The 12,096-nt window shown below is 52.4% G+C and carries 12 protein-coding genes; 9 read left to right on the forward strand and 3 right to left on the reverse strand.

Annotation, left to right across the window (positions count from 1 at the left end; translation table 11 throughout):
• Nucleotides 1-93: 93 nt before the first annotated feature.
• Complete coding sequence (locus ACK4IR_RS08610; protein WP_409873959.1) at nucleotides 94-753, reverse strand: MotA/TolQ/ExbB proton channel family protein; 660 nt, start codon at nucleotides 751-753, stop codon at nucleotides 94-96.
• 158 nt (nucleotides 754-911) lie between these two features.
• Here ACK4IR_RS08610 and ACK4IR_RS08615 point away from each other — a divergent pair, with 158 nt between their 5' ends.
• From ACK4IR_RS08615 to ACK4IR_RS08625, 3 genes are read left to right on the forward strand one after another with little or no spacing between them, the layout of a single operon-like run.
• Complete coding sequence (locus ACK4IR_RS08615) at nucleotides 912-1,517, forward strand: sigma-70 family RNA polymerase sigma factor (protein WP_409873960.1); 606 nt, start codon at nucleotides 912-914, stop codon at nucleotides 1,515-1,517.
• Nucleotides 1,514-1,834: a hypothetical protein gene (locus ACK4IR_RS08620; RefSeq protein ID WP_409873961.1), complete on the forward strand. Its 321-nt coding sequence runs from the start codon at nucleotides 1,514-1,516 to the stop codon at nucleotides 1,832-1,834. Before ACK4IR_RS08615 ends, ACK4IR_RS08620 begins: the two co-directional genes overlap by 4 nt.
• 38 nt (nucleotides 1,835-1,872) lie before the next feature.
• Nucleotides 1,873-2,313: a Spy/CpxP family protein refolding chaperone gene (locus tag ACK4IR_RS08625; RefSeq protein WP_409873962.1), complete on the forward strand. Its 441-nt coding sequence runs from the start codon at nucleotides 1,873-1,875 to the stop codon at nucleotides 2,311-2,313.
• A gap of 38 nt (nucleotides 2,314-2,351) precedes the next feature.
• On the opposite strand, the gene lpxB is transcribed toward ACK4IR_RS08625, so the two are convergent.
• Together lpxB and gshA are read right to left on the reverse strand one after the other, a co-directional pair.
• Nucleotides 2,352-3,542 carry a lipid-A-disaccharide synthase gene (lpxB, locus tag ACK4IR_RS08630; protein WP_409873963.1) on the reverse strand — a complete coding sequence of 397 codons (1,191 nt, stop codon included), beginning with the start codon at nucleotides 3,540-3,542 and terminating at the stop codon, nucleotides 2,352-2,354.
• Nucleotides 3,543-3,544: 2 nt separating this feature from the next.
• A complete protein-coding gene (gene gshA / locus ACK4IR_RS08635; RefSeq protein WP_409873964.1) occupies nucleotides 3,545-4,684 on the reverse strand; it encodes a glutamate--cysteine ligase in 1,140 nt (379 codons plus the stop codon).
• Between the two features lie 186 nt (nucleotides 4,685-4,870).
• On the opposite strand from gshA, the gene ACK4IR_RS08640 reads away from it, so the two are divergent.
• The 6 genes from ACK4IR_RS08640 to ACK4IR_RS08665 all read left to right on the forward strand — a co-directional run bounded on the left by ACK4IR_RS08640 (nucleotide 4,871) and on the right by ACK4IR_RS08665 (nucleotide 11,997).
• Nucleotides 4,871-5,308, forward strand: a complete 438-nt coding sequence (locus ACK4IR_RS08640) for a hypothetical protein (RefSeq protein WP_409873965.1) — start codon at nucleotides 4,871-4,873, stop codon at nucleotides 5,306-5,308.
• A 314-nt stretch (nucleotides 5,309-5,622) separates the two neighbouring features.
• A complete protein-coding gene (gene cas10 / locus ACK4IR_RS08645; RefSeq protein WP_409873966.1) occupies nucleotides 5,623-8,661 on the forward strand; it encodes a type III-B CRISPR-associated protein Cas10/Cmr2 in 3,039 nt (1,012 codons plus the stop codon).
• Nucleotides 8,662-8,691: 30 nt separating this feature from the next.
• Nucleotides 8,692-9,804, forward strand: a complete 1,113-nt coding sequence (locus ACK4IR_RS08650; RefSeq protein ID WP_409873967.1) for a type III-B CRISPR module-associated Cmr3 family protein — start codon at nucleotides 8,692-8,694, stop codon at nucleotides 9,802-9,804.
• A 64-nt stretch (nucleotides 9,805-9,868) separates the two neighbouring features.
• Entirely contained in the window at nucleotides 9,869-10,672 is an 804-nt protein-coding gene (gene cmr4, locus ACK4IR_RS08655; RefSeq protein ID WP_409873968.1) for a type III-B CRISPR module RAMP protein Cmr4, read from the forward strand.
• A 2-nt stretch (nucleotides 10,673-10,674) separates the two neighbouring features.
• Nucleotides 10,675-11,064 carry a hypothetical protein gene (locus tag ACK4IR_RS08660; protein ID WP_409873969.1) on the forward strand — a complete coding sequence of 130 codons (390 nt, stop codon included), beginning with the start codon at nucleotides 10,675-10,677 and terminating at the stop codon, nucleotides 11,062-11,064.
• Between the two features lie 12 nt (nucleotides 11,065-11,076).
• Nucleotides 11,077-11,997 (forward strand): RAMP superfamily CRISPR-associated protein, encoded by a 921-nt coding sequence (locus ACK4IR_RS08665; RefSeq protein ID WP_409873970.1) that lies wholly within the window; start codon nucleotides 11,077-11,079, stop codon nucleotides 11,995-11,997.
• Nucleotides 11,998-12,096 lie beyond the last annotated feature (99 nt).

Below are 12,096 nucleotides of genomic sequence, written 5' to 3' on the forward strand. Positions count from 1 at the left end.
AACAATCGTGCGGACACTAGGTTGATTCCGGTCTTGCTCATGATTTTTCATTTTGCTGCGCAGGTTGAGGGTGATGCTCAAATTGAATTGGTACTAGAACAATGTTTTTTCGGGTTCCCCTTTGATCCGCTGCTCTAGCCATGCCTGGCGATAGGTGAGTTCTAGCTCGTTACCAGTGCGGCGAAAAATTTGTGCCTGTTGCAGGAGAAAAGCTTGAAAGAGCCGCTGAAACGCAAGGGCAATGATGGCCACCACCAAGCCAAAGGCGGTACTAATTAAAGCCTCGCTAATCCCTAGACCCACCCCTATGGTTGCGGGGGTGCCAATATCCCCCAAGCGAATCGAACTGAGGGCACTTATGAGACCCAACACCGTTCCTAACAAACCCAACAGCGGTGCCATGGTAATTGTTGCCTCTAAGACCTTTTCTCCCCGCCGCATGGCACTCAGTTCCTCATCGGCAGCGGCCTCTAGAGCTAGGCGAAAGATTTCTGGGTTGGTGTCAATCAGTTGTAAGGGGGTATAAAGGAAGCGACCAATGGGTTGATCGCAGGCATTGGCGGCCAATTCCAGGGCTTCTTGCCAATCGTGGCGAGCGGCATCCAGAATCTGCTCAGCCAGTTTCGTCTCTCCTCGGAGAACAATACTCCAAAACCAAAGCCGCTCAAAAATGGTGCCTAAGGTCAAGATCGAGAGAATCAGTAGTGGCCACATGGCCAAGCCACCACGGTTAAAAATTTCAGCGATATTCACGATCAGTTCCCTGTCAGAGCATCCGAGGTTTAGTATAGTCCAGCGTGGAGCCGCAATTGTTGTCCAAATTCTAGCGAACTGTGCTGTCAAGGGTCTTGAACCGCTGTTTTCGGTGCCCCGTCTAAATAGATGATCACGTTAATGGAGTGATACCTCGCATGAGCGTATCTTTACCCCTATCAGTGGCAACGGCATCAACGGATATCGTACCCCGACCCCAACCGAGCGATCTTGATCGGCGGATTATTGAGCAATGCCTTTCCGGACATCCCAATGGGTTTCGGGAGCTATATCAGCGGCATCAACAACGGGTGCGATCGCTCCTGTTTCAGTTGTGCGGTGCGGTTGCCCTTGATGATTTGGTGCAGGAGGTTTTCCTGCGGGCATGGAAGGGGCTGGGGGGTCTCAAACATGAGGCAAAGTTTTCCACATGGCTCTACCGCATTGCTTGGAATGTTGCCTGTGACTATCGGCGCCAACTGGCTACGCGCAAATCGCGACAACAGGAATACCTTTATCAACTAGAACCTCTCACCCTTGGGCCAGATCTACGGCAATTGCACTATGAGGATTTGGTGCAGCGGGGGCTGGCCACACTACCCCTAGAGTACCGCAGCGTTCTGGTCATGCATGACCTCCAAGGCTTACCCCAAAAGGAAATCGCCGAAATTCTGCGGATTCCCGTGGGTACGGTGAAATCCCGTCTCTTTCGTGCCCGTGGCATTTTGCGCACTTACTTTAGCGAAGCTGGAGTCAGCCTATGAAACGTGAACCCCCACCTGCGGAGGATACAACCTTGGTGAACTTTCTACGAACCTATGCGGGTACACCACCCCCGGCCTCTCCCCATTTGGAGCAGCAGATTGTTCAAGCAGCCGTCCGTCAACATCATTTGAACAAACAGCGTTGGCAAGTAGTCCATATCCTCGGAGCCGGGGCGATCGCTACCCTGAGCAGTGTGTGGTTCCTCCAACCCTCAATTCAAGTGGCACAGCAGACTCCCCCGGACTCGGTGGAAACCTTCATCGCGACCAATTGGCAGGCCATGTTTCAGGAGGCCGACCCCTCTCTTTTCGAGTAATTCATCATTCCAACTATTGATATAAGGAGAACACAGCTATGTGGAAAAAATCCCTTGCAGCGCTTTTGGTATGCAGCGCCTTCAGCCCCTTGGTGGCGATCGCCCCCCCAACTTTAGCTGACCCCAGTTACGGCGGACCTCGCTGGGGAGCGAATCTGGAGAATCTCAACCTCACCCCAGAGCAACGGCAACGTTTGCAAGCTGTGCGTCAACAATACCAAAGCCAAATGGAGCAAACCCGCACCCAACTGCGGCAAGCCAAAGCAGAACTGCGGCAGATGATGAGCGGCAACGCCTCCGAAGATCAAATCCGCAGTAAACACCAACAGGTGCGCCAACTGGACAATCAACTGGCATCTCTGCGCTTTGAAAGTATGCTGGCCATGCGCGGCATCCTCACTCCCGAACAACGGCAAGCCTTAGCCAGCCAGATGCAGCAACGCCGTCGGGGTAATCGCCCCATGAAACCCCAGCAGTAGAGAATTTGCTCACTAAACACTTAAGCCAGTTAGTTGACTTACTCGTGTAGGGTCGCTGATCCTGCACGTTTTCTGTTGACCAGCAGATTTAGAATTTCTGTGGCGGCGCGCTCCACCACGCCGGGGGTACCCATGGCAGCTCGCATTTCGGCATAACCCGCCTGCATGGCCAGACGCTTCTCAGGATGATCAAGCAACGCAAGGGCAGCGGCGGTAATGTTGGCTACGGTGGCTCGCTCCTGAAGTAGCTCGGGGACGATTTCTCTGTTTACAAGCAAATTGGGGGGAGAGACGAATTTGAGATCAAACTTCAAGAAGCGTTGATAGAGCCACAAACTGAGGGGATGGACGCGATAGATCACCACTTGGGGCACATTCAATAGCGCCGTTTCTAGATTCACCGTGCCGGATTTGGCGATCGCCAGATCCGCTGCTGCCAGAACCTGCAGTGAATCCTCCGCTAGGGTGACGTGGAGGGGATACTGCTTGAGAACCGCTTCAATGACCGGACGATACTGTCGCAGAGATAGGGGTAACCAAAAACGGGCTTGGGGATAGGCTTTGGCGATATTCGTAGCAGCGCCTAGAATCAGGGGCAAAAGGGATTTGATTTCCTGTTTGCGCGACAGGGGTAAAAGGGCGATCGCCAGCTCATCGGCAGCAATGCCCAAGCTCTGCCGTGCCGTCTCACGACTGGGAGCTGCCGCAATGCGATCCAACAGGGGATGCCCCACCCACACCACATCGGCGCCGTAACGACGGTAATAGGTAGCTTCTTCGGGAAAAATGGCAATCAGGCGATCGCTGAGGGCAACAATTTGCCGAGTTGTCTTGAGGCTGTGGGACCAGACCCATTCTTGGGGAGCAATGTAGTACACCATCGGCACAGAAAAGTGCCGGCGAATAAATCGCCCCATGGCCACATTGCCGCCAATGTAGTCAATCAAAACCACCAGATCGGGGGGGTGCTGCCGTAAATAGCGGCGCGCCTTAAGTTGCAGCGCGATCGTCGGCTTAATCAGCGGCAGGGCTTCCAGTAGCCCCACAGAGCCAATCCCGCCGGTATTAAAGAGCAGTTTTGCCCCTGCAGCAGCCATGCGATCGCCCCCAAGGGCAGAAATTTCTAAGGGAATTCCCCGTTCGGCGGCCAAGCGATAGAGTGCTTTCACCAGCAGGGCACCCTGCAAATCCCCGGAGACCTCCCCTGTGCTGATGAACAAATGCGCCATGCCTAGCCCCGTCCTGCCGCCACCGGTTGACAGAGTTGATCGGCAAATTCCTGTTCACTGGCGGCCATCTCCTCGACGGCGGCGGCCATAATCTCAGGGATGGAGTGTCCGGCTGCATATTGAGCCAGCCATTGTTGGGCCGTATTCCCCTGCCGCAGGAGTTTCTTGATCGGTGCCAAAAAGCAGCTAAAGCCTTGGGCTTTGGCGATCGGCCAGACCTCTTCATAGAGTTCAGCTATCCAAGCGGTTGCCGTGAGTTGTCGGCGATCGCGCCAATGGGTCAATACCGCCTCAAGGCTATTTTGGGCAGCAAGCTGCTCGTTTTCATCGGCCAGTTGAGCCAACCTCTCGCCATCGTCCCAGCGCAGGGGATCCAGTTCAGGGGTGTCGAGCATTTGCAGAACCCGCGCTTCCAAAAGAGCGGTAATTGCCAGTAGGGCAATGGGATCCGTAACCAGATCACAAATTCGTAGTTCAAGGCGGTTCAGATCATAGGGTCGGCGATCGCCATTGGGGCGCACAGAACTCCACAGATGCCGCACATTCTGCATTGTGCCCAGTTGAAGTTGCCTTTCTGTCCACTCGATGAAGTGGGCATGGCTGGTAAAGAGGGGCGCTTGGGGCGGTGTTTTGGGAAAGATGGCCCAACGGGTGGAGTGATAGCCCGTTACCTTGCCGTCGAGAAACGGGGAAGACGCACTCAGTGCCAGAAATAGTGCTGCCTCCATCCGTACGAGCCGACAGGCACGGATCAATTCTTCTGGATGCCGCAGGCCGAGGTTGATGTGGACACTGGCGGTCACCACCCGCGTGCCGTAGGTTTGCTCAATGTAGGTGTGGTAAGGGTTTTGGGGGTCAGAGCGATAAAAGTGTTGAGTGTCTCCCAGACTGAGGGTGCTGCCGGGGACAAGGGTCAAGTCCCCCAAGGACTTCAAGTAGGCTCGCAGCCGAAAGCGAGGACGCAGCAGGTCGCACAGGGCTTGATCATAGAGATACACAGGGGGCGTGGTGAATTCCACATTGCGGCGATCCGGTTCGCGCACAAACCCCGGCAAATCTTTCACAATTCGATCCGACAGTCCCACAATCTCGCCGGTGGGTTTACCCGTGTAGAGTTCAACCTCAAAGCCCTTTGACAGCATGGCATCCCTTTAACTGAGTTGGGTCAGCGGTCAACCCCGCGTAGATTGGGAGTTTTTAGCTACTTAGCCACAATACCATGCCCCCGCCCCTGCCGCATATATGAACAGTCGTGAAATCGCCACTGTAATAAAAATCTGATACGATACCCTGTAATTCAAACTACACGAGCCACCAGGAGTTTTCGCATGTTTGGTCAGCGGCGAGTCCAGGCAGATGTGCGCGTCGGTCGTCTCTTAGATCAATTGGGAATTCACTACCGAGTGGATGAGGATGGAGATTACCGCGTTGTTTTTGAGTTGGGCAACGGGCGATCGCAACAGGCCTTTATTGACTCGCAAACGCAGCAACTCGGCAGCTATGAAATTCGCGATGTCTGGTCGATTGGTTACATTTCCGACGGCCATTTGGATCAAGAAGTAGCTAATTACCTGTTGATTGAGAATGCGACCAAGAAAATTGGGGCTTGGGAATTGCGCCCCCTTGCTGACAATAAATACATTGCCGTCTTCTGCACTAAAGTCGCCGCTGATTGCGATGCAGAAGCGCTCTATACGAGTATTCGCGTTGTTTTAGAAGTAGCCGACGAATTGGAGAAAATTCTTGAGGCAGGCGATAAGCTATAGCATTTCCCAGTTTCCTTTTCGAGGAGGGCAAAAACTTTGCTGCAACGCAATAGGAAATACGCAAACCATCTCCTTGGGAAGACCCTGTGGAAGCTAACCTAGGAATCTAGGCGTGAGCCAATTTGGCAAATCTCTCGAAAGCCGCCTCTTATTGTCACAATTTTTGTAGTTAATATAAAAAATCGTTAAGAATTACAAAAAAATAGTTCACTTTTTTCCTGCTGCATATCCCGCCTAACTATACTGGATAAACTATTAGCTGCTGCGATCGGGTGACCTAGTCGCAGTGGAGTGAATTGTCTTGAGGAACCTGTATGTATTACGAACGTAAACTTTTTGCCCTGCTTCACGATCCCTATCTAAAGGCCTTGTACCGCAATAAAGGTCTCAAAGGCGCATGGCAACAGGTGTCTTGCCTAAACCGGCATACCCAACAGTTGCAAGATTGGTGGAATAAGCACGGTGGCGTTACAGCAGATCATATTGCTTCGGCCAGCGATCGCCTGAGCTTTCAAGGGGGGATGATGACCCCGCCGACTCAAACAGGTAACGTCACCCAAGTAGAAATTGCCCACCCTATCACCGGTGCTAAAAGTCATCTCAACTTTTCTTTTGCAGGGAGTCTCAGCGATGAGAATTTAGCTGAAATTGAAGCGCAGTCCATCTGGAATCAGATTCGCCAAGAAACTGACGCCGAAAAAGTGTTTTGGTGGTTTTGGCGATTTTATGGTGAAGCCATTGCTAACCATCAGAGCATTAAAGGTCAAGCAGTTTATGCGAAAGATATCTTGCTGCTGCCTGCTGACACACGCATTCCCGACTGCCCCCTCGAAGCCCATGCCTCCATTACTGCTGCCTTGGCAGGGACACTGTTTCCTAAAAATGCCCAAAATGGGGATAAGCCGCAGCATCCTTGGCTATTGATGTTTTCCTTTGCCCCAGTTCAGGACTTTATCAAATCGTCCCGCAAGCTCCTAGACTTTTGGGCCGGTTCTTACCTGCTTCACTACCTTAGCGCTAGGGTGTGTTGGTTTCTCGCCGAACGCTATGGCCCTGATGTCGTCATTACCCCCAATCTTTACAATCAGACAATCATTGACGCCTTTCTACTGCAAAAACATCCCGACTTTAAAGGCTACTTTGAGGAATTTGGCATTGCCAAACCTGTTGATCAAGGGCAACCCTCCCCTACCTTGGTGACAGCAGGCTTTCCCAACGTGATTACCGCTCTCATTCCTGCCGCCGATAAAGACACTATTGGCAAAGAACTTCAAGATCATCTGCGGCAGATTTGGCTGGATCTTGGCAAAGAGGTGCGTGAAGCCATCAAAGCCAAAGTCCGCAATAGTTACGACGACAAGTGGATTAACCACATTCAGCAATGGATTCACAGGCAATTTCCAGAAGCAGAGCAAGAGGAGTTAAAGAAAGAATTTCTCAGTTGGCAGCAAGGAGGACAGTGGGAGTGGAATGCTCTTTGGGAAGCTCAATTAGAAAATTTCTGGCAAAGCTACTGGATTGCGCTTCCCCTTGGGAATCCAGAAAAAACGCTCACTTGTCAGCGGGGAGCATCCACCTACGCAAGCTGGAAAACCGCTCAAACCACCTTAGCAAAAGCACAGGAGCCGCTGCCCACTAGCGTCGAGGAAAATGTCTATACCACTATTAATGTCGGCACTTGGTGGCCGCTATTGCAACAGCGCTTGGGGCAAGCCCTCTCCGCCATCAAAAACACCCGTAACTGGCAGTTTCCTGCTTCACCGGGAGAGCGTTCCTCGATTTCCGGCGTCTATAGTGCCCTGCACCCCAATCTGCTGTACCGCGATCCCTTCCGCGAGGGACATGGCCTGCCTACTAGTTCCCTGCGCCTGTTTTGGTATGTGATGAGCCAAGCCTTTCCGGGGCTATTTAATGGCAGTGAGCGTTTGAATGCCATTGAAGTCACCAAGCGGATGGCGTGGAAGCATGGCGGTGTGGCTAAGTCCTTGGGGGTTGAGTGTCCCGAAGATGACTATGAAAACTTAGTGCGTTTTCCCAATGCCAGCAGTATCGCTGCTGCGCGCTTTATGGTGGCGTGTCCCGATCAGGTCAAGCAGTATTGGAAAAAATTGAATCGAGAATTTACTGACGATCTGGATTTACAGCCCTATCGCGATCGCTTTGGCAGCAAAACTCGCCGTCCCACCCATATTCCCCAAGTGGATGCCACGCTCGGGGATTACAACGGTGTCATGTTCTTAGCCAAGTGGTTGGCAGAAGATGTAGGGCTTGAAACCAAGGAGGAGTTGGCAGCCCTGCGCAGTGCGGTGGATTGGACGCAAAAACAAATGGGTTGGGGCGATCGCTCCCCCGCTGACTGGTGGTGCATTCTCCTCGCCGATGGCGACAACATGGGAGACTACGTGCGTGGTCACAACTTAAAAGCCTACCGCGAGTACGTTGCCGGCAATATCGTGCAGCAAATCAACAAAAATGCAAATCTTCAGAACTGGAAGAAGTTAATTGATAACACACCCAAGCGCATGGGACCTGCTACCCATGTGGGCTTAAACCGTGCTCTTTTGGATTTCTCGAATCGGCTGGTGCCCTACCTTGTGGAGCAACGTCACTGTGGTCGGGTGGTTTATAGCGGTGGCGATGATGTCATGGCCATCTCGCCCTTGGAGGATGTCCTCTCGGTGATTCATACTCTGCGGCAAGCATGGTGTGGTGGCACGGATCCCGGCGGGGAGTTTGAATCCTGCGGAGGTTACTGGCAAACGGTTGAGGGTAGCACAGCGGCTCAAGCCTTGGGAATGCGTCGCCTCTTTACCATGGGCGAGGAAGCCACGCTGAGTATGGGGGTAGTCATTGCCTACAAAAGTGTGCCGCTACCCACTGTTTTAGAGCACCTCTGGCAGGCCGAAAAAGAACGGGCGAAAAAACTTCCCGGCAAGGATGGTCTTTGCTTTCGAGTTCTCTACGGTTCTGGGAATGTTTTGGAAGCCCTGATGAAGGGCAACCTCCTTGAGAACTGGTGGAAAGTTCTTCAACAGGCAACGGACGATGTTAGCCCTCTTCTATACCGATTGATTGCAGAACTGCCACAGCACTGCTGGCTAAGTCAAGAACATGTGACTCGGCGGGCGATCGCCAGCATTGCTAGCCGCCGTGAGAAAAACTTGCCCGAGGAATCCATTGAAAACCTCTGCACTTGGTGCGATCGCTGGGAAGACTGGGCACTTCAACATCAAGGTCAACCGGGAACTGACTTCCCAGACCTCCTCAACCTGTTGCGACTCATGGCCTTCTTTATTGACAAACGGTTTTCTCCCATTGCCCACAACAGCGCAACTGAACGTTCCTACGCATGACCTACGGAGTAACTCTTGGAGATTCACCTTATGGATAACCTACACTGGTATCGCCTTGACCCTCTTGATGTCCTCTTCTTTCGCGATTCCCGTCCCTTTCAACCGGGTGAAGGGTCTTGGGCAAAAAGTCTCTTTCCGCCGTTGCCGATTACCGTCTTTCAAGCGCTGCGCTCCCTGTGTCCCCCCTACCAAGAGCGTCGTCAAGATTTGGAGTTTATGGGGCCTTTCCTCATTGATGACAAAAATCAGGTGTGGGTTGCTACGCCCAAGGATTTAGTCTGTGTCGGCTCGAAAAGCAACGAAAAAGCCGATATGAACGATCCGGCCGACCTGAGCACAGTCAAGGGATTTGCCCGCCTGCAACCGGCTCCCACCACTGACCCCGCTTGGCAGTATATTTGCCACCCTCTGCCGGGGAAACTGCGCCCAATCGTCGAGCCTGCACTGGCGGAGAATGAACAACTCCAAGGCCGCCCGGCTCCCCTAATGCGCTTGGATGCGCTTGTGCTCTATTTACAGGGAAACTTCTGCGAACTCAAGCCCCAAGAGCATTTCCACTCTCTGCCTTGGTCTAGTCAAGTTCTTCCCCACATCAAAATGCAAATCGAAAGTCGCAATGTGGAGGAAGAAGCAGGCTACTTTACGGAAGTGGCCAACCGACTGCGTCCCGGCTGGGGATTGGTGGCAGGTATGAGCGTCGCCAATCTAAAAGGGGTTGTCCGCCTTGGGGGCGAGGGTCACCATGCTCAAGTGCAGCCCCTCAACGAAAATCCCCTAAAAGCTTTGACAGCATTTCAGGGCACAGGTCAGGAAACCTTGGCCTATGTGCTGACGCCAGGGCTAGCCCAAGCAGTTGAAGGAATGCCCCTTTATAGTCTTTATCCCCATGACTGGCAAGACCTTATGGGCGTCGTGGGCGATCGCCCCCTTGTGGCCGGTGGTATCAGTACCGTCACCCGCCGCAGTGGCCACACTCAGGTCAGTTATTCCGTGCAGCGTGCTTATGTGCCAGCGGGCACCCTCTACTACTTTGAACAGCCCCCAACTCCTCAACCTCAGCAACTCCTCAGTGGTGTGGCCGCCAAAGCCCGTACCACCTTTGAAAAACTTCACTATGGCCAACTACTTTGGGGCACTGCATAATTTGCGCAAGTCCAATGGATAAACATGTGAGCACTGATACACGTTGACCTCATAGTGGTGATTGATGATGTTTGACATTGCTTACCTTTATCTGCTCTCTCCCCTGCACACAGGCGGCACGACCCAAGAAGGGAACCTGCTTGGCATTGCAAGGGAATCCCACACCGAGCTGCCCTATATTCCCTCCAGTACCATTCGGGGTCGGCTGCGCGCCAGTACTTCACAACAAAAACGCAACCGTCTCTGGGGCAATACCATTGAAGATGTCATGGGCGGTGAAAACACCAACCTCACCCAAGGCCAAGTGTGGGTGGGGGATGGCTTACTTCTGTGGGTTCCCGTCCCTTCCCTGAGTCATGGTGTGATCTGGATTAGTTGCCCAATGCTACTGCAACGCTGGCAACGCCTCACGGGTCAGTCCTTGGAGACAGTTGCTCCCTACAGCACCAGTTTAGGCGACAACAAACCTATCTATCTCAAAGATGCAATTCTGAAACACGACCAACTCGCGCCTTGGAATAACTGGGAAGAGTGGGTTCCCATCTGTAAGGAAACCCAAATTAATCGGGTCTTGGTTCTACCGGATCAACACTGCAAAACCCTGATTGAAACCAGCCTCTGGCGACAGGTAAAAGTGAAACTCAACGAACACAAAACCGTTGAGGGGGGCTTTCGCTACGAAGAGGCCATTCCTCCCGACACGCTGATGTACTTCCCGTGGGGTACCGTTGCCCAACTGAATGGGGCAGCCACCAAAGCCAAAAGCGACCTACAGGATGTTTTTGATAGCTATCCAATTCTGCAAATTGGCGGTCAAGAAAGTCTTGGCCGAGGCTTTGTCAAACTTGTTGTAACTCCTAGGAGCTAGCTATGGCCTTCGATCCACGCACAATGGCACAGCCTGTCTATGAAGCCTTGAACGAACTGCGGCAGAAAACTGGGGATGACACTCAGCTGCGGGAGCAAAAAAGCCAAGCCGTTGAACTTTACACCTACCTCGCCACTTGGGGACTCATGCGCCTCAAAGCAGAAGAAGCAGCCCTCAGTCAAGAGGGAAAGAAAAAAGTTGTCAAAGCTTTTTTCCGTGTCCTTGAGGAAATAGCCCATGTTAAGAATTTGGCGAATGCCAAAGGCTTGGACACCCTGAAGGACCTCGACACAGAGTCCTATCTTGGCCTAACGGGCTTGGGATTACAAATTGCCCGTGAATTTAGCTTCTGGACAACTGCCCTCTACGCCGACATCAAAGGTGAAGAATAGGAGCACCGCAAAATGACCTCTGAAAATCCAGCCCTACAGCGCCCCACCACCAACAAAGCAGCGCAGCGCCCAAATTCAGGAAATTCCGGCAATCCTCCCCGTGGTACAGGTAAGGGTGGGGGTAACCACGGGAAGAGCAATCAGCCCCCTCCCTCGCCTTGGTTAGGACATCCCCTTGATCCCAATCCTGAACCTAATTCAAGTGCTGGCTTTGTTGAATACCTGCGCTGGATGCGATCGCCCGATAGCCCAACCAAAGATGGCACAAAAGTTCAATTAGTCACAATGGCAGAGAAAGGTGACTATACTGCTCGCTTGGAGGTTTTAACACAGCGAACTCGCGACATTGCCGGTGCAGAGAACTGCTTTGAAGTCACCTGCCCATGGCGCATCCGTGTTGGTGGCCAGCGGGGTCCTGAAAGTATGCTTTTGCCGGCCTTCGATAACTTAGGAATTCCCTATATTCCCTCTAGTACATTGCGGGGTGTGGCGCGTGCCCAAGCCTTGCGAGAATTGCGATCGGAAACAGAAGTTGCCAAGTACTTTGGTTCTCTAGAGGCAGCACAGGCCGATCAAGCAGGCAAAATTATTTTCCTTGATGCCTACCCCTTACCCAAACAAACCTACCCCTTACCCAAACAAAAGAAAAAGAATGGGGGACTAGCGTGTGATATCGCTAACAACCTTTGGTCATGGGAAGGAGACTCTCTCAAGTACAAAGCGAATCCTAATGTGTTCTTCTCTCTGCGAGGAGTTTCATTCCTCATCGGCCTGCGACCGAGAGATGGCGTCTCTCGTGACATTTTGGAAAGAGTAAAAGAGTGGTTAATCCTTGGTCTGAAGCAAGGCATTGGTTCTCAAGTCAATACAGGCTATGGTGTTTTAGTAGAATCCACAGCACAAAATCATTTGAGCACGGCTTCTTTAGTGTGAATTTTACAGTTCAAGGCCAACTGATCCACGGTTGCCAAAAATTTGCGTCGTGGAAATGGAACGACGAAAAACAAGAATGGGAGATGCGGGGGCAGCCAG

It is taken from the genome of Thermosynechococcus sp. (assembly GCF_046299635.1).
In the GTDB taxonomy this organism is placed as follows: Bacteria; Cyanobacteriota; Cyanobacteriia; order Thermosynechococcales; family Thermosynechococcaceae; genus Thermosynechococcus.